17 protein-coding genes are annotated in these 20,379 nt (G+C 73.4%); 8 read left to right on the forward strand and 9 right to left on the reverse strand.

Features of this window, described 5'->3' with window-relative positions; all coding sequences use genetic code 11:
• Window positions 1–49: 49 nt before the first annotated feature.
• The 4 genes from JEK78_RS21315 (at window position 50) to JEK78_RS21330 (ending at window position 4,450) form a co-directional block, all read left to right on the forward strand.
• A complete protein-coding gene (locus JEK78_RS21315) occupies window positions 50–625 on the forward strand; it encodes a rhodanese-like domain-containing protein (protein ID WP_200261785.1) in 576 nt (191 codons plus the stop codon).
• Window positions 626–738: 113 nt separating this feature from the next.
• A complete protein-coding gene (locus JEK78_RS21320) occupies window positions 739–1,428 on the forward strand; it encodes a response regulator transcription factor (RefSeq protein WP_200261786.1) in 690 nt (229 codons plus the stop codon).
• A 171-nt stretch (window positions 1,429–1,599) separates the two neighbouring features.
• Window positions 1,600–3,414, forward strand: coding sequence for a GAF domain-containing protein (locus JEK78_RS21325; protein WP_200261787.1), 1,815 nt, complete (start codon window positions 1,600–1,602; stop codon window positions 3,412–3,414).
• A 121-nt stretch (window positions 3,415–3,535) separates the two neighbouring features.
• On the forward strand, window positions 3,536–4,450 hold the full coding sequence (locus JEK78_RS21330; protein ID WP_200261788.1) for a universal stress protein: 915 nt from the start codon (window positions 3,536–3,538) through the stop codon (window positions 4,448–4,450).
• 36 nt (window positions 4,451–4,486) lie between these two features.
• On the opposite strand, the gene JEK78_RS21335 is transcribed toward JEK78_RS21330, so the two are convergent.
• On the reverse strand, window positions 4,487–5,263 hold the full coding sequence (locus tag JEK78_RS21335) for an alpha/beta hydrolase (protein ID WP_200261789.1): 777 nt from the start codon (window positions 5,261–5,263) through the stop codon (window positions 4,487–4,489).
• A gap of 348 nt (window positions 5,264–5,611) precedes the next feature.
• Here JEK78_RS21335 and JEK78_RS21340 point away from each other — a divergent pair, with 348 nt between their 5' ends.
• Entirely contained in the window at window positions 5,612–6,064 is a 453-nt protein-coding gene (locus tag JEK78_RS21340) for a pyridoxamine 5'-phosphate oxidase family protein (protein WP_200261790.1), read from the forward strand.
• A 44-nt stretch (window positions 6,065–6,108) separates the two neighbouring features.
• On the opposite strand, the gene JEK78_RS21345 is transcribed toward JEK78_RS21340, so the two are convergent.
• The 3 genes from JEK78_RS21345 to ppdK all read right to left on the reverse strand — a co-directional run bounded on the left by JEK78_RS21345 (window position 6,109) and on the right by ppdK (window position 10,270).
• On the reverse strand, window positions 6,109–6,759 hold the full coding sequence (locus JEK78_RS21345; RefSeq protein WP_200261791.1) for a CBS domain-containing protein: 651 nt from the start codon (window positions 6,757–6,759) through the stop codon (window positions 6,109–6,111).
• Between the two features lie 83 nt (window positions 6,760–6,842).
• Window positions 6,843–7,301 carry a cyclic nucleotide-binding domain-containing protein gene (locus JEK78_RS21350; RefSeq protein WP_242483163.1) on the reverse strand — a complete coding sequence of 153 codons (459 nt, stop codon included), beginning with the start codon at window positions 7,299–7,301 and terminating at the stop codon, window positions 6,843–6,845.
• Between the two features lie 215 nt (window positions 7,302–7,516).
• A complete protein-coding gene (gene ppdK, locus JEK78_RS21355) occupies window positions 7,517–10,270 on the reverse strand; it encodes a pyruvate, phosphate dikinase (protein ID WP_200261792.1) in 2,754 nt (917 codons plus the stop codon).
• A 191-nt stretch (window positions 10,271–10,461) separates the two neighbouring features.
• Between ppdK and JEK78_RS21360 the strand changes: the two genes are divergently transcribed.
• From JEK78_RS21360 to JEK78_RS21370, 3 genes are all read left to right on the forward strand, one after another.
• Window positions 10,462–11,268 carry a VOC family protein gene (locus tag JEK78_RS21360; protein WP_200261793.1) on the forward strand — a complete coding sequence of 269 codons (807 nt, stop codon included), beginning with the start codon at window positions 10,462–10,464 and terminating at the stop codon, window positions 11,266–11,268.
• Window positions 11,269–11,659: 391 nt separating this feature from the next.
• Window positions 11,660–12,433 carry a hypothetical protein gene (locus JEK78_RS21365; protein WP_200261794.1) on the forward strand — a complete coding sequence of 258 codons (774 nt, stop codon included), beginning with the start codon at window positions 11,660–11,662 and terminating at the stop codon, window positions 12,431–12,433.
• Window positions 12,434–12,724: 291 nt separating this feature from the next.
• The gene (locus JEK78_RS21370) at window positions 12,725–13,276 is read left to right on the forward strand and encodes a sigma-70 family RNA polymerase sigma factor (protein ID WP_242483439.1); all 552 of its coding nucleotides are present in this window, start codon (window positions 12,725–12,727) and stop codon (window positions 13,274–13,276) included.
• An 89-nt stretch (window positions 13,277–13,365) separates the two neighbouring features.
• Here JEK78_RS21370 and JEK78_RS21375 read toward each other — a convergent pair whose 3' ends face one another.
• The 5 genes from JEK78_RS21375 to JEK78_RS21395 all read right to left on the reverse strand — a co-directional run bounded on the left by JEK78_RS21375 (window position 13,366) and on the right by JEK78_RS21395 (window position 20,342).
• A complete protein-coding gene (locus JEK78_RS21375; protein WP_200261796.1) occupies window positions 13,366–14,070 on the reverse strand; it encodes an alpha/beta family hydrolase in 705 nt (234 codons plus the stop codon).
• Between the two features lie 118 nt (window positions 14,071–14,188).
• Window positions 14,189–15,142 (reverse strand): sporulation protein, encoded by a 954-nt coding sequence (locus JEK78_RS21380; RefSeq protein WP_200261797.1) that lies wholly within the window; start codon window positions 15,140–15,142, stop codon window positions 14,189–14,191.
• A gap of 202 nt (window positions 15,143–15,344) precedes the next feature.
• The gene (meaB, locus tag JEK78_RS21385) at window positions 15,345–16,343 is read right to left on the reverse strand and encodes a methylmalonyl Co-A mutase-associated GTPase MeaB (RefSeq protein WP_200261798.1); all 999 of its coding nucleotides are present in this window, start codon (window positions 16,341–16,343) and stop codon (window positions 15,345–15,347) included.
• Window positions 16,344–16,356: 13 nt separating this feature from the next.
• Window positions 16,357–18,534 carry a methylmalonyl-CoA mutase gene (scpA, locus tag JEK78_RS21390; protein WP_200261799.1) on the reverse strand — a complete coding sequence of 726 codons (2,178 nt, stop codon included), beginning with the start codon at window positions 18,532–18,534 and terminating at the stop codon, window positions 16,357–16,359.
• Window positions 18,534–20,342, reverse strand: a complete 1,809-nt coding sequence (locus JEK78_RS21395; RefSeq protein WP_200261800.1) for a methylmalonyl-CoA mutase family protein — start codon at window positions 20,340–20,342, stop codon at window positions 18,534–18,536. Before JEK78_RS21395 ends, scpA begins: the two co-directional genes overlap by 1 nt.
• Between the last annotated feature and the right edge of the window lie 37 nt (window positions 20,343–20,379).

The following is a 20,379-nucleotide window of genomic DNA, read 5'->3' on the forward strand; positions in this document are numbered from 1 at the left end:
CTATAGCCCCCGGTCGGGGGCACCGTCGAGAAACCAAGGACCACACCCCATGACCACACCCACGGCCCTCGGCATCGCCGAGGCGCGCGCTCGCCTCCACGAACTCACCGTCGTCGACGTCCGCACCCCGGGCGAACACGCGGTCGGACACCTGCCCGGCGCCCTGAACGTACCGTTGGACCGGATCCCGCACATGCTGCCCGAGCTGCGCGAGGCATCGGCCCGAGGGGATCTCCTGCTCGTCTGCGCCTCCGGCGCCCGCTCGCTGACGGCCTGCCGGCTCCTCGCCGACCAGGGCGTCGAGGCCGCCACCCTGACCGGCGGGACCGGTGCCTGGATCGCCGAGGGGCACGAGGTCCACCGGGCGTCGGGCGCACCGCGGCGGACCTGGGGCATGGAGCGCCAGGTGCGCCTCGCCGCGGGCGCCCTGGTGCTGCTGGGGCTGCTGCTCGCAGTGCTGGCGCACCCGGCGGCCCTGATCCTCTCGGCGCTGGTGGCGGGCGGCCTGGTGTTCTCGGCGGTGACCGACACCTGCGGCATGGCGGCGGTGCTCGCGCGGCTGCCGCACAACCGGCCGCGGCCCGCCGACCTCGCCGGGTCCCGCGCGGCGCTGCGTGGCCGCTGACCAGCGAAACCGTCCCGGCCGGCCGGTTCGAGCAGGGCCGGCCGGCCCTGGCCAAAGGTCCTGGGCGGGGGGACACTGGCAGCGAGAGTGGCCACATTCCCGAGGAGCGATCGATGGCGGACAGCCCACACCCCGCACCGGACAAGGAGATCAGGGTCTTCCTGCTGGACGACCACGCGGTCGTCCGGCGCGGGGTCCACGACCTGCTGGACGACGAACCGGACCTCACCGTCGTCGGCGAGGCCGCGACCGTCGAGCAGGCCCTGGCGCGGGTGCCCGCCCTCCGTCCGGACGTCGCGGTCCTGGACGTGCGGCTGCCGGACGGCGACGGGGTCACCGTGTGTCGGGAGCTTCGCTCGCGCCTGCCCGATCTGGCCTGCCTGATGCTCACCTCGTTCGACGACGAGGAGGCGCTGTTGGACTCGATCATGGCCGGTGCCTCCGGCTACGTCCTGAAGCAGATAGAGGGGTCCGATCTCGTCTCCGCCGTGCGGTTGGTGGCGCGGGGCCAGTCGCTGCTGGACCCGAGCGCCACCGCCAAGCTGATGGCGCGACTACGGGGCGGCGAACCGGAGGCCGAACCCGACCCGCTGCCCGGCCTGACCCAACGGGAGCGGGAGATCCTGGCCCTGATCGGCGAAGGGCTCACCAACCGTCAGATAGGTCGGCGACTGTACCTCGCGGAGAAGACGGTCAAGAACCACATCTCCCGCCTTCTCGCCAAGCTCGGCGTCGAACGGCGTATCCAGGCCGCCGTCATCGCCACACAGGCCCAGGACCGCGCGCGAACCTCCAGGAGTTGACGGGGATCCTCGCCGTACGCCCCACCGGCGGCACCGGGACCGGCCACCGAGCCGTCCCACCGACCCCCGCCGACGTCTTGGCGCCCTGTGGTGCCTCGGCGCCCCGTCAGCCGATACGGTGGCGTTCGAGAGCACGGCCGTGGACCGTCCGTGGGCAGGGAAGGATCAGCGGTGGCAAGCTCCGAAGGCGCCGGGGAAGCACGCGTACGGCTGCCGCAGTTGCGGCTGGACGAGCTCCTGGAGGAGGTGCAGGCCCGGCTGGACGCCGCCCGGGGCACCCGGGACCGGGTGCACAGCCTCTTGGAGGCGGTGCTCTCGGTCGGTCGTGAGCTCGACCTCGAGCAGGCGCTCCACAGCGTGGTGGAGGCCGCGGCCTCACTGGTCGACGCGGAGTACGCGGCCCTGGGCGTGATCGGGCCGGACGGCAGATGGCTGTCGGCGTTCCACACCGTCGGCGTGGACGCGGAACGGATCGCTCGGATCGGTCACTACCCGGAGGGACACGGCATCCTCGGCGAGTTGATCCGCCACCCGGAGCCGCTGAGGCTCGCGAAGATCTCCGAGCACCCGGCCTCGTACGGCTTCCCCGCCCACCATCCCCCGATGAACACCTTTCTCGGCGTCCCCATCCGGGTGAGGGACCAGGTCTTCGGGAACCTGTACCTGACCGAGAAGCGCGGTGGGCACCAGTTCGACGAGGACGACGAGTCCGTCCTGGCCACCCTGGCCGTGGCCGCGGGCGTGGCGATCGACAACGCTCGGCTGTACGAGGAGTCCCGGCTCAGGGAGCGGTGGCTCCAGGTCAACGCGGAGATCACGCACACCCTGATGTCCGGCGCGGAGCAGGGCGACGTGCTGCGCCTGATCGCCGAGCGGGCCAGGGAGATCACCGCCGCCGCGCTGGGAGTGGTCGCGATGCCGGTCCGGGGCACCGACACGCTCGCGGTGGAGCTGGCCATCGGACAGGAGGCGGACGGGCTGCGCGGCATGGTCCTGCCCGTAGAGGGCAGCCTCGTCGGACAGGCCTTCGCTCTAGGCGAGCCCACGAGCAGCGCCGACGTCTCCCACGACGAGTGGGTCCGGCCGGGCCGTCCCCGGTTCGACGGACTCGGCCCGGCCGTGGCCGTCCCCATCGGCACCGGCGACCGGGTTCGCGGCGTGGTCCTGCTGGTCCGGGAGGCCGGGAGCAGCGAGTTCACCGACCGGGAGATCGAGTCCCTCCAGGTGTTCGCGGCACAGGCGGCCGTGGCGCTGGAACTCGCCGAGAGGCGGCAGGCCGCCGAGCAGATCACCCTCTTGGAGGACCGGGACCGGATCGCCCGGGACCTCCACGACCTGGCGATCCAACGGCTGTTCGCCACCGGGATGACCCTGCAGAGTGCCGGGCGTCTCATCGACGACGAGCGGGCCAAGGCCAGGGTGCTCCGTGCCGTGGGAGACCTCGACGAGACCATCAAGATCATCCGATCCACGATCTTCGGTCTGCGCTCCCGCGACGACGAGGCGGCCCCGGGCCTGCGCTCCCGCGCCGTGCGGGCGGTCGGCGAGGCCGCCCCCGTCCTGGGCTTCGCCCCGGGCGTGCGCATGGAGGGGTTGCTCGACACCCACGTGCCCAGAGAGACGGCCGACCACGTCATGGCCGTACTCTCCGAGGCCCTCACCAACATCGCCCGGCACGCCCACGCCGACCGTGCCGAGGTGGTCCTGGAGACCGACGGCAAGGAAGTGCGGCTCACCGTCGCCGACGACGGCGTGGGCGTCCCCGCGCGGGGACGGCGAAGCGGTCTGCGCAACATGGCCGAACGCGCGCATCGCCTCGGCGGCGACATGGACCTCCAGCGCCCCGAGACCGGCGGGACCCGGCTGGTGTGGTGGGCCCCGGTGGGACGCGCCGAGGGTACCCGACCCTCCGGAGCGCCCCGCGAAGAACACGTCGCGCCCGTCGACACGCCCCGGTGGCAACCCGGGCCGCGTGACACCCGGTGACGTGCTCCTCCCGAGGACGTCTCCCCGGGCCGACCGGCGCGGCGGGGGGCCGAGCGGCCCCCTGCGGTCGGTCGCCCTATGAGCGAAGATCGAATCAGTGACCCCACAGGAGGTGGACGACATGCCCCGTACCATCACCGTCGGCCTCGACGGCTCGTCCGAGAGCCGGGCCGCCGCCGAGTGGGCCGCCCGAGAGGCGCCCCTGCGCGGACTGCCCGTGCGCCTCCTGCACGTGTGGGAGCCGGTGCCCGAACCTCTCGCCGAGGCCCACATCGTCGGTGACGAGACTCACCGGCACTGGGCCGAGCGCGTCCCCCGGGAGACCGCCGAGGGGCTGCGGGCACGCCATCCCGAGGTCGAGGTGATCGAGGCCCAGGTCTCCGGGTCCGCCAGGGACAAGCTGGTCGAGGAGGCCCGGGACGCGGAACTCCTGGTCCTCGGCTCGCGTGCGCTGAGCGGCCTCGGCGGCTATCTGGTCGGGTCCGTCGGCCAGGCGGTGGTGGCCCGCACCGAGGTGCCCGTGATCCTGGTCCGGGCGGGAGAGAAGGCCACCGACGAACACGTCATGGACCCGACGGGCATTCCGTCGGCCGACACCGCGTTCCGGCCGGTGGTCCTCGGCCTGGACATCTCCCGTCCCGCGGACGCCGTCGTCGCCTTCGCCTTCGAGGAGGCCCGGCGACGCCGGACGGCGCTGCACGTCGTCAGTGGTCGGCGGCTGCCCGGTTCCTACCCGGTCTACCCCTACACGCCGATGCCCGAGATCGTCCCGGAGACCGAGATCGCCCGGCAGCAGGCCGCCGAACTCACCGGGATGCTCGGACCGTGGCGGCTGAAGTACCCGGACGTCGAGGTCGTCGAGGTCCCCCGCACCGGCAGCCCGGCCCGCCACCTCATCGACACCGCGCACGAGGCCTCCCTCGTGGTCGTCGGTCGACGCGTGCGCCGCAACCCGCTCGGCGCGCATATCGGCGCCGTGACCCACGCCGTCCTGCACCACGCCACCGCGCCCGTGGCCGTCGTCGCCCATTCCTGAGCGCGGGCGACCGCGTAGGGAGAGCGGGGGACCGGGTCAGTCCGGCCGGGCCGCCGAGAGACCGGCGTCCCCGGCCGGCCGGGGAGCGTTCCGGGCGCCCTCGGAGAACCAGTCGCCCACCAGGCCGGCCACGTCCGCCGGCACGCCACCGCGCGACAGATCGACCGTGGCGCCGGGCACCACCGCGACCCGGCGGGGGCACCGCATCCAGCCGGAGACGAGGCGGCCGAGCCCCGGGCCCCGGGAATCCAGACCGCCCACGACGAAGAGCGCCGGTGTGGCGACCCTGGTCAACGCGGCCGGGCCGGCCAACTCCGGCCGACCTCCCACACAGGCGAGCGCGGTCACGGACTCGTCCGCCGCCGCTCTCAGCATCGCGGGCACGAGCGGGCCGATCCCCACCCCGCCGACGGAACGGCCGGTCTCCTGTCCGAGCCAGTGGCTCACGGCCCGGACGCGGGCCGCCAGTCCGCCCACGTCGGCGCCGCGGTGTTCGACAGGGTCGGAATCGACCGGGAGATCGAGGGTCAGCGTGCCGAGTCCGCAGAGGTGCAGGCGGGAAGCGACGGCCCGGCCGAGCGGGCCGCGTCGACCTCCCGCTCCCTCGCCCGTGACGGTCACCACGGTGCGTGCCGCCGAGGGGAGCGAGAGCCACCCCGTAAGGCCGAACCGGCCGACCGGTACGCGCACCTCGTCACCCGGAGGCCATCCGAGTCGGCCGTCCCGGTTCGACGCCGGGGGCCCGGGGGCGAACGACGGAACCCCGTCGGACCAAGCGTCCCTTCCATCCTCGTCGTCGCCCGGCGTGCGCATGGCCACCTCCTCCTCCCGAGGCCGACCGCCAACGCCAGGGGACGCCGACCCATCACCAGTCGACCCTCCCGAGCCCCCTTCCGGCCAGGGGCGAACGGTCCCCGCCGCCCGGGCTCTTCGTCCCGAGCGGTGGCGGACCGGCCCGGCCGGGGGGCCGGTCCGCCACCGCCATCGGGGTCGACCGGCCCAAGCGGGAGCGCTCCGCCCCCGGACATGCTGGACGGCAAGGCGCCGGCCGCCGGGCCGTGTCGACGGTTCCGGTCGCCGCGGTTCCGGTGGCGGCTCGTGCGGGGCGCGCATGGGCGCGCCGAGGCGCGAAGCGGCCCCACCGCACCGGAGGAACGGGTGATGGACGACCGGACGACGTACCGTGACGACGGTTTTCGCGAGCTGCGGCGACAGGAGTGCCTGCGGCTGCTCTCGCGCCAGGTGCTGGGGCGGATCGTGCACACCCGCGACGCCCTGCCGGCGGTGCTGCCCGTCAATTTCACGCTGGATTGGGACGGCGCCGTGGTGTTGCGCACCTCTGCGGCCTCGGAGCTGGTCCGCGCCGTGGACGGTGCCGTGGTCGCCTTCGAGGTCGACGACATCGACGCCGTCCGGCACAGCGGTTGGAGCGTCGTCGTCACCGGGTCGGCGTCGGTGGTCACCGATGCCGAGGAACGCGCGCGGTTGACGCGCCACGGTCCGCGTTCATGGGTGCTGTGGCCGGACGAGGTGTTCGTCCGCATCGAGCCCGAATTGGTCGCGGGCCGTGAGATCCGCGGCCCTCACCTCGGGCTCCTGGAGGCGCCGCCATGAGATAGCCGCCTCGCACACCGGGGCGGCTCACCGGGCGCCGGGCGTCAGGGCGAGGACGGCGAAGGCCAGCCGGGTCCGCCCTCCGCCCGGGCGGACAGGTGGCACTCCACGTCGACGACCCCCTCCACGGCCCGGACCAAGCGGGCCGCCGGCGGGATCAGGGAGGTGTCCGACACGCGTCCGACGAGGGTCACCTCGCCCTCGCGGACCCGCACCCGGACGTGTTCGGCGGCGCCGGGAAACAGTCGGGGGATGATCTCCGCGCGGACTTCTTCGGCGATCTCCTCGTCGGAGCGCAGAAAGACGCCGAGGAGGTCGGAGCGGCTCACCACCCCCTCCAGCCGGTCGCCCTCGCCGACGACGGGCAGCCGTTGGATCCGGCGTCGGGCCATGATCGCGGCGGCGGCGGCGAGCGAGGCGTCGGGACGCACCGTGACAGCGGGCGCCGACATGACGTCCGACGCGGTCAACCCACCGGCCTTGGCGAGGTCCGACATCCGGCGCAGTTGGGTCAGCCGGTCAGGGTCGCTGTCCCGGAACTCCTCCTTGGGCAGCAGGTCCGCCTCCGACACCACGCCGACGACACGTCCCTCGGCCTCGACGACCGGGAGGCCGCCGATTCTCCGGTGCCGCATGAGCGTGACCATGCCCTTGAAGGGCGCGTCGGGGCCCACCGCCACGACGGCCCGGGTCATGACGTCGCCGACGGTACGCGGGCCGCGCGGTCGCGCAGGCTCGGCCCGGGCCGCCCCGCGCCCGCGGACGGGCGGGGGAGCGCTCACCGCGGGGCCCCGCCGCCGTGCGGCGCGTAGAGGTCCAGGAGTCGGACGCGGGCCGCGTGCAACCGGTGGGCCACCACGTTCCCGACCCAGGTGGCGACGGCTCGCCCGAAGACGGCGTCCTCGGCACAGCGTCCCCGCACGGCGTCGGCGTCGAACTCCCAGGCGCGTACCGGGCTCATCGCCTCCGCGCCCAAGTGCCACCGGCGGGGTGGGTAGTGCCAGGACCAGCCGACCAGCTCGCCCGGACCCAACGAATCGATCATCGCGGGTCGCAGCGCGGGAACGGACAGATCCAGGGTGACGGTGCCGGTGCGCACGATCCAGAACCGGTCCGCGTCCCGGCCCTCCTCGAACATGCGGGCCCCGGCGTCGAAGAACGCCTCCCGCGCTTCGTCCATGAGGGTTTCCCGGTGGGCCGGCGCGAGCCCGGCCGCCAGTGTGGTGGTGGACCTCAACTCCGCGTCTCCTCTCGTTCCCCGACCGTCGCGGCGTCGGGTGGCGCGGCCCGGGTACCGGGGCGCCGTCCGCCTTCCGGTTCCGCGTGCCGGGCGAAACCCAGCCTGGCGGCGCGGCACAGGCCATGCCACGGGTCCAACGGACCCGACGGCCGGCCGATGGGCCCCGGCGCGGCGCACGGGTGCTCGCGGCGTCCTCGCGCCGTGAGGGTGCCTCAGCGCCCCGCTTCGTCGACCGCCGCCCCCACCGCCGCCCGGCCCGCCTCCAGCCGGGCCACCGGGATCCGGAACGGGGAGCACGAGACGTAGTCGAGTCCGGCGGCGTGGAAGAAGTGCACGGAGTCGGGGTCGCCGCCGTGTTCACCGCACACGCCGATCGGCAGACCGGGGCGGGCGGCCCTGCCCTCGCCGACGGCGAGGGTGATCAGCCGCCCCACGCCCACGCGATCGATCGTCTCGAACGGAGAGGTCGTGAAGACGCCCCGGTCGAGGTAGTCGGAGAAGAAGGCCGCCTCGACGTCGTCCCGGGAGAACCCCCAGGTGGTCTGCGTCAGATCGTTGGTTCCCAGGGAGAAGAAGTCCGCCGCCTCGGCGATCCTGCCCGCCGTGAGCGCCGCCCGCGGCAGTTCGATCATGGTGCCCACCGGGCATTTCACCGGGACGCCGGACGCCTCGGAGACCTCGGCCAAGACCCGCTCCACTTCCTCGCGGACCAGCCGGAACTCGACCACGTCGCCCACCAGCGGAACCATGATCTCCGGGATCGGGCGGCCCCCCGCCCGCACGCGCTCCACCACCGCCCAGGCCAACGCGCGTACCTGGGTGGCGAACAGTCCCGGTACCACCAGCCCCAACCGCACGCCTCGCAGCCCCAGCATCGGGTTCTCCTCGTGCATGAGCCCCAGAGCGGCGAGGAGTGCCGCGTCCCGAGGGTCGGATCCCTCTCCACGGGCCTCGGCCGCGGCCACCCGGGTGGCGAGGTCGAGCCGGTCGGGCAGGAACTCGTGCAGTGGGGGGTCGAGCAGCCGCACGGTGACCGGCAGGCCGTCCATCGCCCGCAGGATGCCGGAGAAGTCCTCGCGCTGTGGAGTCAGCAGGGCGTCCAACGCGCGACGGCGTTCCGGCTCGGTGCGGGCCAGGATCATCTCCTCGACCAGCTCGCGGCGCTCGCCGAGGAACATGTGCTCGGTGCGGCACAGTCCGATTCCCTCGGCGCCGAAGCGTCGTGCGCGTTCGGCGTCCTCGGGCGTGTCGGCGTTGGCCCTGACGCGCAAGCGCCGCACCTCGTCGGCCCGTGCCAGCACCCGGCTCACCGCCGAGGCCACCGGGGAGGACTCCCCTTCCCCCACGACGCCCTCGGCCGTCGCGCCCGGGCCCGGCCGCGCCACGCCACGGGGAAGGGGGTCCCGGCCCGCCAGACGGCGCATGACCGCCGAGTCGATGAGCCCGACCGCCCCGGCGTAGACCACCCCCGCGGAGCCGTCGACGGACAGGACGGCCCCCTCGTCCAGGATCGTGCCGTCGGGCGCGGTCAGCCGCTTGGCATCGAGGTCGACCAGGAGTTCCTCCGCCCCGCAGACGCAGACTCGCCCCATCCCCCGTGCCACGACGGCCGCGTGCGAGGTCTTCCCGCCCCGGGTGGTCAGGACAGCCTGGGCGGCGACCATGCCGGGCAGGTCGTCAGGGGTGGTCTCACGGCGCACCAGGACCACCGACTCGCCGGCGGCGGACCGGCGCACCGCCTCGGCGGAGTCGAACACCGCGACGCCAACCGCGGCTCCCGGCGAGGCGGGCACCCCCCGGGCCAGCGGCCGGCCGGCCGTCGCCGGGTCGACCCCGGGGAACATCAGCCGAGCCAGCCCGGCGCCGCCGACGCGTCCCAGGACCTCGTCCTCGCCGACGACCCCCTCGTCGGCGAGGGACGTCGCGATGACGAAGGCCGCCTCGGCGGTGCGCTTGCCCACCCGGGTCTGCAGAATCCACAGCGTGCCGCGCTCGATGGTGAACTCGACGTCGCACAGGTCCCGGTAGTGCCGCTCCAGTGTCCGCAGATGTTCCCGCAGCCGTGCGTGGGAGGCCGGGTCCAGGCGTTCCAACTCGGCCAGCGGGACCGTGTTGCGGACTCCGGAGACGACGTCCTCCCCCTGCGAGTCGGGGAGGTAGTCGCCGTAGGCGCCCGCACGTCCGGTGGCCGGATCCCGGGTGAACGCCACGCCGCTCCCGGAGTCCCCTCCCAGGTTGCCGAAGACCATGCGCTGCACGGTGACGGCGGTGCCGAGGTCGTCCGGGATGTGTTCCCGCCGACGGTAGAGACGCGCCCGTTCGCCGTTCCACGACCCGAAGACGGCCAGGATCGACCGGCGTAGCTGCTCGGCGGGGGACTGGGGGAAGTCCTGCCCGGTCTCGTGCCGGACCAGTTCCTGGTACGCCGCGACGAGCCGGGCGAGGTCGACGGCGTCGAGACGCGTGTCGTCGGGGACGCCTCGCATGCTCATTAGCCGTCCGCGGACCCGCTCGAACGACGCCGGGTCCACACCCATGACCGTGCTGCCGAACATCTCCAGGAGGCGACGGTAGGAGTCCCAGGCGAAGCGCTCGTTGCCGGAGGCCTTCGCCAGGCCGAGGACCGCGTCGTCGTTCAGACCGACGTCCAGGACGGTCTCCATCATGCCGGGCATGGAGAACCGTGCCCCGGAGCGCACCGAGACCAGGAGCGGATCCTCACGCTGTCCCAGCCGCCGCCCCGCGCTCTCCTCCAGTGCCGCCAGGTGTGCGGAGACCTCCGCCGCCATCCCCTCGGGTTCGGTCCCGGAGGCGAGACAGGCGCGGCAGGCGTCGGTGGTCACGGTGAAGCCCGGCGGGACCGGCAGACCCAGCCGCGTCATCTCGGCCAGGTTCGCGCCCTTGCCCCCGAGCAGGTCCGCCCGTTCGCGGCCACCCTCGGCGAAGTCGTACACGTAGCGGACCACTGCGACACTCCTGGGTCGGGGGCGGTTCCGCCTCCCAGCATCCGCCCGCGCGGGCGGACGCGCGAGGCCCCGGTCACGGCCGGCGCCGACCCGCCGCGGAGGCGGGGCGTGCCCCGGACGGCTCGGCCGACGGGCGGGGCCGTAGGCGTTCCGGCAGGCTGGGCCGCACAGCCACCCGAGAAGGGACAGCCGTGATCACCACCGACTTCACCCCCGGCGCCGTCTGCTGGATCGACCTCGGCACCCCCGACGTACCGGCAGCCGCGTCGTTCTACCGTGCCGTGTTCGGGTGGGAGTTCGAGTCGATGGGGGAGGAGGATCGGCCGGAGGGCGGCATGTTCCGCAAGGACGGCAGACTCGTCGGCGGGCTCGGCACGCACTCCGAGGAGGGAGAGCGCCCGACCTGGATGCTCTACTACTCCGTCCGTGACGCCGACGCGACCACGCGCGACGTCGAACGCGCGGGGGGCACGGTGCGGGTCGCCCCCAGGGACCTGGGCGAGTGGGGCAGGATGGCACAGTACACCGACCCCTCGGGCGGCCGGTTCGCCGTGTGGCAGCCGGGCACCGGCGCCGGATTCGAGCTGGTCGACAAGCCGGGTTCGCTGGGCTGGACGGAGCTCTACACCCCGGACGTCGAGGCGTCGAAGGACTTCTATCGGGCCGTCTTCGACTGGCAGTACGGCGACATGCCGTTGCCCGGCGGACAGGGAAACTACATCCTCGTCACCCCCGCCGGCCTGTCGCGCGAACGCACGCAGGGCGGATTCATTCTGTTGCCGCCCCAGTACCTGACGCTGTCGGGCGGCCGACCCTACTGGCACCCGGTCTTCTCCCACGAGGACTGCGACGCCGCGGTCGCCGCGGTCGTCGCGAACGGAGGGACCGTGCAGATGGGCCCCCAGGAGGCGGGGGGCGTGGGACGGATGGCCGTGTGCCTCGACCCCTGGGGGGCCGACTTCGTCCTCCTCACGCCGGCCGGCCCCGCCTCGGGCTGAGTCCCGGGGCCGCCGGCCCGGCCTCGGCGGCCCCGTCGATCGGGGTGCCGGGGCCCCGGTACGGGTCCGCGACGCCGCCGGGCGGGCCACGGCCCGGGCATCGTCGTTGCCGTGCCGAGGGGCGTCGGTGCCCTTCGGGTGGTCCGTCTCGGTCGGGTCCCGGGCGAGACGGACCGAAAGTGGTCGGATCGCGACTCCCCGGGTTTCCCCGACGTGAATGTGGGCTGTATCACGTGTGGTGGGTTGAGTCGCCCCTCGGCACGACACCCGTACCCACCCGTGACCCGTGACCCGTGACCCGTGACCCGTGACCCGTGACCCGTGACCCGTGACCCGTGACCCGTGACCCGTGACCCGTCGGCCCCCGACACGATGCGAGGATGAGGCGGCCATGACTGCTGGGTGGTGTTCTCGCACGGTACGTGCCGCGGTGTTCGCGGCGGTCTGCGTGCTGCTCGCCGCCACCGGGCACGTCCTGATGTCGGGCACCTCCGTCCCGTGGTGGGCGATGGCCGGGGGCGCCGCGGCCACGGCCGGGGGTGCCTGGTGGCTCGCCCGACGTGAGCGGGGCACGCTCGCGGTCGGCTCCGCCGCACTGGGAGCGCAGGGGGCCCTGCACGCCCATTTCTCCCTCGCCCAAGTGGCGAGCGGTGCCGGAGAGGGCGGGGAGGGTTCGTTGTTCCGCCGGTGGCTGGAGCACGTCCTGTGCCTGCCGGCACCGGGTGCCCCGTCCGGGGGGGCCTCCACGGCAGAGGCGGCGGGCATGTCGGGCCACGACGCCGTCGCCTCCCATGCCGCCCACGCCGCGCACGCCGCGCACGCGATGGCCGCCGCGACGGACCACCTGCCAGGCACGGTCGCGACGGCGCATCTCGACCACGGGATGGGCGGCATGTCGCCGACCGGCATGCTCGCCGCTCACCTGCTCGCCGCGCTGCTGAGCGGCCTGTGGCTGGCTCGCGGCGAACGCGCCGCCTTCCGCATCCTGCGCGCGCTGGCCGGCTGGCTCTTCGCACCGCTGCGCCCCCTGCTGCGGTCGCCGGCGCCCCCTCTTCGTCCGCGTCCCCGCCCTGGCCGGAGCCGCCCCGCAGGCGCGCTGTGCCGGCTGCTCCTCGCACACGCGATCACTTCTCGGGGACCGCCCCGGGGGCCGGCTGTCGCCTGACGACAGACGGTTCCCCGAGCGCGTCGGCCGAAGAACGCCGAGCCCTCGGGCACCCGGTCGTGCCTCCACGTGCCCGGCCGGCACCCCACACCGGCACCCCCGTGCCCCGCGATGTCGCCCTGGGGCGTGCGTGCACGCACGCCCCGGCCCGGCGGGCGCCGGTCCCGTACACCCGAGAAGGACACACAGGTGATCACTGCTGTACCGCTGCCCGAACGCGCGCAGCCGAGGGAGCGTCGAGCGACCGAGCGACCCCGTTCCACGGAGCGTGGGCGTGCGAGAGAGGAATCGATCACGGCGCTCGCCCTGGCGGCCCGGGGGGGCGACGCCGAGGCGGTCGAGGCGTTCGTACGCGCCCTGCACCGGGACGTCCGCCACTACGTGACGTTCCTGGGGGCCGACCCCCAGAGCGCCGACGACCTGGCCCAGGACACCTTTCTGCGTGCCCTGGGCAGCCTGCATCGCTTCGAGGGGCGCTCCTCGGCCCGCACGTGGTTGCTGGCCATCGCGCGCCGCGCGGTGATCGACAGCATCCGACACGGTTCCTGCCGCCCTCGGCTGTCGGACGTCGAGGACTGGGAGGCCGCGGCGGAGCGTCGGCAGCCTCGCGGTCTGCCCGGGTTCGACGACGGTGTCGCGCTCGCCGAACTCCTCGACACCCTGCCCGCCGACCGCCGGGAGGCGTTCGTCCTCACCCAGTTGGTGGGTCTTCCCTATGCCGAGGCCGCGGCGGTCAGCGACTGCCCGGTCGGCACGGTCCGCTCACGTGTCGCGCGTGCCCGTGCCTCGCTCGCCCAGTGGCTGACCGAGGCGGACGGCGGGCCGGAGGCGAAGGCCGCCTGATCCGCGTGTGCGGCGGACCGCGCCATGGTCCGCCGCACACCCGCTCCGGGGAACGGCCGACCCGGGCGCGCGCACAGGTGCCGAAGGCCTCAATCCGGGCTCTCCTCCTCCGCGCGGCCCAGATCCGCGTGGCGTGGTGTCCTGCGGTCGGTGTGGCGACGGAACCACGCGACGGCCGCCTCCGCGACCCGCTCCAGCGCTCCCGGCTCGGTGAACAGGTGGCCGGCACCGGGGACGACCTCGATCCGATGCGGCGCGGACAACCGCTCCGCCGCCTGCCGGTTCAGCTCCAGAACGGCCTCGTCCCGCCCACCGACGACCAGCAGCACGGGCGCCCTTACCCCGGCGAGCGCGTCGCCCGCCAGGTCGGGCCGACCTCCCCTGGCGACCACCGCCGAGACCCGTGCCGCCCGGTCGGCGGCGGTGATCAGCGCCGCCGCGGCGCCCGTACTGGCCCCGAACAGGCCGAAGGGCAGTCGGGAGCAGTCCGGTCGGCGCGCCACCCAGTCCACCGCGTCGGTCAGCCGGGCGGCGAGGAATCCGATGTCGAACGAATGCCGCCCGGTGACCTGGTCCTCGCGGCTCTCGCCCGGCGTGAGCAGGTCCAGCAGAAGCGTCGCGAAGCCCGCGCACTGCAGTTCCGCGGCGACGGCGCGGTTGCGTGGGCTGAGCCGGGAGCTGCCGCTCCCGTGCGCGAACAGGACCGCGCCGCGTGCCTCGCCGGGGACGACGAGGTCCGCGGAGAGCCTGGCCTCCCCGATCGGGGAGGCCACGGGTACCGTGACGGAGACCATGCGCCTCATCTCCAGGTGAGCGTCGACCGCGCCGCCCGAGTACCCGGCGCCGGGGGCCACACGCCCCCCCCCCGGACCTCGGACCCCGGGGGGGCGGGGGGGCGGGGGGAAGGGGTCGTCAGTCCTCGCCCTCGTCCTCGCCTTCGAAGAAGTCCCCGATCTCGTCGACGACCTCCGCCGCGACCATGCCGCCGACGACACCCGCCGCGATTCCGGCGGCACCCGCGGCGACCATGGCTCCCGTGCCCGGACCGGAGTGGTGCGGCCCGTGGTGGGAGTCGTGGTGGGCCAGGCCGTGGGCGGAACCGCGTTCGGCGAGCAGCCGAACCCAGCCGTCGACCTCGGCGGTCCAGTCCCTGACGTCGTCCAGTCCGACGGTGAAGCTGGTCAGCGCGTCCCCGCCGGAGGAGAACAACCCGCCGCGACGGTCTCCTTCCAGCACCACCTCCATGGTGCCCTCCGGGGAGGCCAGGAAGGTCACTTCGAGCTGTTGGAGTCGGTCGGCGTACTGCGGGGCCGGAGTCAGCTCGATCTCCTGGTAGAACGGAAGTCGCTGGCCCGTCCCACCGATGTGCCCGTACTCGAGGTCCGCGGAGCGGAAGGCGAACCCGAGCTGTCCGAGTGCCTCCAACACCGCCTCCTGGGCGGGCAGCGCCGCCACGGCCAGCGGGTCGAGGTCGCCCTTGTCCCTGGCGCCGGCCACCGCGAGTTCCGTCCGCACGCCGAGCGCGATGCCCAGGGGCTGCCCGTACAACTCCGTGAGGGGGGTCTCCCAGGGCAGGGGCAGCGTGAACGGCACGGCGCGTTCCTCGCCCGCGGCGAGGCGGAAACCGCCGTCGACGTCGACACGTTCGAAGACGACGACGCCTTCGCTCTCCCCGTCCTCGTGCTCGGCCTCGACCCGGGCGACCAGCTCCAGAGTGATCCGCTCGATTTCGAAGTCGGCTTCTCCGCCCCGCAGATGAACCTGGCCGGAAAGAGCCTCGCCGGGGCGTACGGCGCCGGGGTCGAGGACCGTGTCCACCGTGGGCCCGCCCACCCCGAGCGCACCGAGCAGCCGTTTGAACACCATTGCTTTGTTCCCTCCGCGTGTACCGTGACTGAGTCCGCTGTGACCTGCGCAGACCATCTCCGCGGCCACGTAGGAAGGATAGGGTCACGGGGCGGTGAGCCGATCGGCGAACCGCACACTGGCCGGAATCGACACGCCGTTTCGCGCCCCCCGCTCGGCGGTGTCCACGTGCTCCGGCCGCGGGAGGTCTTCCGAGGGGGCGTCAGGGCCCCTGTCGGGTGGTCCCGTCGGAGAAGGCGTCCAGGATGCGTCGCGCGGCCGAGGTGGCCGTCATCTCCCCGTCGCGTACCCGGCGTTCCAGTTCCGGGGCGACGGCGCGTACGGCGGGGTCGGAGTGGAGCCGGTCCAGCAGCTCGTCCCGGACCATCGACCAGGTCCAGCCGACCTGCTGTCGTCGACGACGCTCGGCGAGCCGTCCGGTGGACTCCAAGAGCGACCGGTGGCGCTCCAGTCGCTCCCACACGGCGTCCAGGCCCGTGGACTCGCGAGCACTGCAACTGAGCACGGGCGGTGTCCAGAAGCTGTCCTGACCGTGCATCAGGCGAAGGGCACCGGCCAGTTCCCGGGCGGCGACGCGGGCGTCCCGCTCGTGGGGGCCGTCCGCCTTGTTGACCGCGATGACGTCGGCGAGTTCCAGGACCCCCTTCTTGATCCCCTGCAATTGGTCACCGGTTCGGGCGAGGCTGAGCAGCAGGAAGGAGTCGACCATGTCGGCCACCGCCGTCTCGGACTGGCCCACTCCGACCGTCTCCACCAGGATCACGTCGTATCCGGCGGCCTCCATGACGACGATCGACTCGCGCGTGGCCTTCGCGACCCCGCCGAGGGTGCCCGCGGACGGGGAGGGGCGGACGAAGGCCGCCGGGTCGACCGCCAGGCGTTCCATGCGGGTCTTGTCGCCGAGGATCGAGCCGCCCGTCCGGCCGGAGGAAGGGTCGACGGCCAGAACGGCGACGCGGTGCCCTCGGCCGGTGAGCAGGGTGCCGAAGGCGTCGATGAAGGTCGACTTCCCCACCCCGGGAACGCCGCTGACCCCGATCCGGCGGGCTCGGCCGCTGTGCGGGAGCAGCGCGGTGACCACCCGCTGGGCCAGTTCCCGATGCGCGGGGCGGGTGGACTCCACCAGGGTGATGGTCCGGGCGATGACGGCCCGGCGACCGTCGAGTACGCCCCTGACGTAGGTGTCCGCGTCGATCGTCATCCCGGCCCGGGCCTCACAGGTCGTCGTGGCCGAGGCCGGATGCCAGCCGTTTCACCAGGTCGTACGCGGCGTCCGGGATCACGGTGCCGGGTGGGAAGACGGCCGTCGCGCCCATGGCCCGAAGTGTCGGCACGTCCTGCGGCGGGATCACCCCTCCGACGACGATCATGATGTCCTCCCGTCCTTCCTCGGCGAGTCGCTCGCGCAGCGCCGGTACCAGGGTGAGGTGACCGGCGGCCAGCGAGGAGACCCCGACGATGTGCACGTCGGCCTCGACCGCCTGGCGGGCGACCTCGGCGGGCGTCTGGAAGAGCGGGCCGACGTCGACGTCGAAACCGAGGTCGGCGAAGGCCGTGGCGATGACCTTCTGGCCCCGGTCGTGGCCGTCCTGGCCCATCTTCGCCACCAGGATGCGCGGGCGACGGCCCTCGGCCTCGGCGAAGGAGTCCACCAGGGACCGAGTGCGGTCGACGGAAGGGGATCGGCCTGCCTCATCGCGGTACACACCCGAGATCGTACGAATCTGACCGGCGTGCCGCCCGTACACCTTCTCCAGCGCCTCCGAGATCTCGCCGACGGTCGCCCGGGCCCGGGCCGCGCGCACCGCCAGTTCCAACAGGTTGCCGTCCCCGCCGGCCGCCCGGGTCAGGTCGTCAAGGGCGGCCCGGCAGGACGCCTCGTCCCGCTCCGCGCGCAGCCGCCGCAGTTTCTCGATCTGCCGCGCGCGAACGGAGGAGTTGTCGACCTTCAGGACCTCGATCTGCTCGTCCGACGCCACCCGGTACTTGTTCACCCCGATCACCGGTTGCCGTCCGGAGTCGATCCGGGCCTGTGTACGCGCCGCCGCCTCCTCCACGCGCAGCTTGGGAATGCCCGCGTCGATGGCCTGGGCCATGCCGCCGGCCCGCTCCACCTCGTCGATGTGCTGCCAGGCCCGGCGGGCGAGGTCGTGGGTGAGCCGTTCGACGTAGGCGCTGCCTCCCCACGGGTCGATCACCCGAGTGGTCCCCGACTCCTGCTGGATCAGGAGCTGGGTGTTGCGGGCGACGCGCGCCGAGAAGTCGGTGGGCAACGCTAGGGCCTCGTCGAGCGCGTTGGTGTGCAGCGACTGGGTGTGGCCCTGAGTGGCCGCCATGGCCTCCACGCAGGTGCGGGTGACGTTGTTGAACACGTCCTGCGCGGTCAGCGACCAACCGGAGGTCTGCGAATGGGTGCGTAGGGAGAGCGACTTGGGGTTTCGGGGGTCGAAGTCCCGGACGAGCTTGGCCCAGAGCAGGCGGGCCGCGCGCAGTTTGGCGACCTCCATGAAGAAGTTCATGCCGATGGCCCAGAAGAACGACAGTCGCGGGGCGAACGCGTCCACCTCCAGACCCGCCTCCCGCCCGGCGCGGATGTACTCCACCCCGTCCGCGAGGGTGTACGCCAACTCCAGGTCGGCGGTGGCCCCGGCCTCCTGTATGTGGTAGCCGGAGATGGAGATGGAGTTGTAGCGCGGCATCCGCCGGGAGGTGTAGGAGAAGATGTCGGAGATGATCCGCATCGACGGCTTCGGCGGGTAGATGTAGGTGTTGCGGACCATGAACTCCTTGAGGATGTCGTTCTGGATGGTCCCCGCCAACTTCTCCGGTGGTACGCCCTGTTCCTCGGCGGCCACGATGTACAGCGCGAGCACGGGCAGGACCGCGCCGTTCATGGTCATCGACACGGTCATCCGGTCCAGGGGGATGCCGTCGAACAGCTGCCGCATGTCGTGGAGGGAGTCGATGGCGACCCCCGCCATGCCCACGTCCCCGGTCACCCGGGGGTGGTCGCTGTCGTAGCCGCGGTGCGTCGGCAGGTCGAAGGCGACAGACAGGCCCTTCTGGCCCGCGGCGAGGTTCCGCCGGTAGAACGCGTTGGACTCCTCCGCCGTGGAGAAGCCCGCGTACTGCCGGATGGTCCACGGTTGGTTGACGTACATCGTCGGGTAGGGGCCCCGCAGGAACGGGGCGATGCCCGGGTAGGTGTCGAGGAAGTCGAGACCCTCCAGATCCCGCCCCGTGTAGAGCGCCTTGACCGGGATGCCTTCGGGGGTCTCCCAGGTCGGTTCCTCGCCGTCGGCGGTCTTCCCGAGGGCGGCTCGCCGGTCCTCGGGATCGGCCTCGGTCGTCGGTGTTCCGAGCTCGACCTCGGAGAAGTCGGGGATGGACATCAGGACACTCCCATGCGATCGAGCGCGGCGGAGAGCACCGCGATGGCGTCGCAGCCCGCGAAGACGTACGTGTCGACCCCCGCGTACCGCGCGGGGGGGCCCGCCAGGTGGACGTGCCCGGCGCCCGCCTCCCGGAGCCGACTCGCGGCCGACTCGGCCTCCTCCGCGTACAGGGCGTCACTTGAGCAGAGACAGGCCTCGGTCGCGCCGCTCTCCTCGAAGGCGCCTTCGGTGACCGGCTCGATCCCGCCCGCCTGGAACAGGTTCGAGGCGAAGGCGACGCGGGCGGTGTGCGCGGCGGCGGGGCCCAGCGGGGCCAGGAAGACCCGCGGTCGGCTGCCGGTCGCGGCCAGGTGCGCGTCGGAACGGGCCCGCAACGCCTCGAACGCCTCGTCGCGGCGCACCCGGGGCAGCCCACCGGAGGGCGCGGGCGGCGAAGGTGGGCGGACCACCGGCTTCTCGTCGAGATACGGGAACTCGCTGACCCCGGTGACCGGTTCCCGGCGGCGCGCCAGCCTGTCGCTCCGGGCGGCCCAGGTGGCGGCCAGTCGCTCCCGGACGAATCCGGAGCCGAGCGCCGTCTCCTGACCGCCGGCCCGCTCGATCTCCTGGAAGAACGCCCAGGCGGCCCGGGCCAGCTCGTCGGTGAGCCGTTCGACGTACCAGGAGCCTCCCGCCGGATCGATCACCCGCGCCAGATGCGCTTCCTCGACCAGGACGACGGAGGTGTTCCGGGCGATCCGACGGGCGAACGCGTCCGGCAGGCCCAACGCGTGGTCGAAGGGCAGCACGGTGACCGAGTCCGCGCCACCGACTCCCGCGCCGAGCGTCGCCACGGTGGTGCGCAGCATGTTCACCCACGGGTCGCGACGCGTCATCATCACCGGTGACGTCACCACGTGTTGGAGCTGGGCGGCCGGTGTGTCCGCCCCGGAGGCCTCGGTGACGCGGGACCACAGCCGGCGGGCGGCGCGGAGCTTGGCCACCGTCAGGAACTGGTCGGCCGTGGCGGCGTAGCGGAACTCCAACTGGGAGGCGGCCCGTTCCACCGTCAGCCCGGCCTCGGTGAGCGACCTCAGGTAGGCGACCCCGGTCGCCAGGGAACACCCCAGCTCCTGGGCCGCCGAACCGCCCGCCTCGTGGTAGGGCAGCGCGTCCACCGTGAAGGACCGCATCCCGGGGTACCGGTCGTCGCACAACAGGGCCAGCTCGGTCAGCGGCGACGTCGGGCAGTTCTCCCCGGTGCGGGCCCGATGCCCCAGGGGGTCGGCGCCCAGGTTCCCACGTGCCGCCGCGGCGGGGACGCCGCGCTCCGCGTAGAGTCGCAGCAGCTCCCGCGCCGCCGGTGCGCTCTCCGCGCCGGCGTCCAGGGCGATCGGCGCCAGATCCAGCAGGACGCCTTCCAAGGAGCCGCCCAGCGCGTCCACCGGGACGCCGCCGTCGCCGGCGACCAGCCACACCGAGGTCACGCCGTGTTCCAGGTCGGTGACGACCGCTTCCGGGTCGGCGACGGCGTGCCGCTGGCGAACGTCCCACCCGCCCCGCGTGTTGCCCTGGGGCCTGGCACCTCGCACAAAGGGGGCGGAGCCGGGCAGACCCGGATCGGGCGCGGTGTCGCGCGACGTATAGAGAGGTCGGGCGCGCAGCCCGTCCTCCAGCGTGGTGGAGAGGGCGTCCTCCGCCTCGGAGTCGGAGACTTCCGTGCCCGACCTGCGCAGGACTCCGGCCACCAGGTGTCGCCACTGCTCATGGGTCGCGTCGGGGAAGTCGGCCGCCAGGGAGAACCCGTCGTCGGGCAGGACCGTCATGCCCGGATGTTAGGACAGATCGACGGGGAAGTAGCAG

The organism is Streptomyces sp. HSG2 (assembly GCF_016598575.1).
Taxonomy (GTDB): Bacteria; Actinomycetota; Actinomycetes; order Streptomycetales; family Streptomycetaceae; genus Streptomyces.

Excerpts from the sequence above, each read along its gene's own strand:
- meaB (WP_200261798.1), bottom strand. The coding sequence starts at position 16,343 with ATGACGATCGACGCGGACACCTACGTCAGGGGCGTACTCGACGGTCGC.
- JEK78_RS21345 (WP_200261791.1), bottom strand. The coding sequence starts at position 6,759 with ATGACCCGGGCCGTCGTGGCGGTGGGCCCCGACGCGCCCTTCAAGGGC.
- JEK78_RS21395 (WP_200261800.1), bottom strand. The coding sequence starts at position 20,342 with ATGACGGTCCTGCCCGACGACGGGTTCTCCCTGGCGGCCGACTTCCCC.
- JEK78_RS21335 (WP_200261789.1), bottom strand. The coding sequence starts at position 5,263 with ATGCGCACGCCGGGCGACGACGAGGATGGAAGGGACGCTTGGTCCGAC.
- scpA (WP_200261799.1), bottom strand. The coding sequence starts at position 18,534 with ATGTCCATCCCCGACTTCTCCGAGGTCGAGCTCGGAACACCGACGACC.
- JEK78_RS21330 (WP_200261788.1), top strand. The coding sequence starts at position 3,536 with ATGCCCCGTACCATCACCGTCGGCCTCGACGGCTCGTCCGAGAGCCGG.
- JEK78_RS21315 (WP_200261785.1), top strand. The coding sequence starts at position 50 with ATGACCACACCCACGGCCCTCGGCATCGCCGAGGCGCGCGCTCGCCTC.
- JEK78_RS21340 (WP_200261790.1), top strand. The coding sequence starts at position 5,612 with ATGGACGACCGGACGACGTACCGTGACGACGGTTTTCGCGAGCTGCGG.
- JEK78_RS21320 (WP_200261786.1), top strand. The coding sequence starts at position 739 with ATGGCGGACAGCCCACACCCCGCACCGGACAAGGAGATCAGGGTCTTC.
- JEK78_RS21365 (WP_200261794.1), top strand. The coding sequence starts at position 11,660 with ATGACTGCTGGGTGGTGTTCTCGCACGGTACGTGCCGCGGTGTTCGCG.
- JEK78_RS21380 (WP_200261797.1), bottom strand. The coding sequence starts at position 15,142 with ATGGTGTTCAAACGGCTGCTCGGTGCGCTCGGGGTGGGCGGGCCCACG.
- JEK78_RS21375 (WP_200261796.1), bottom strand. The coding sequence starts at position 14,070 with ATGGTCTCCGTCACGGTACCCGTGGCCTCCCCGATCGGGGAGGCCAGG.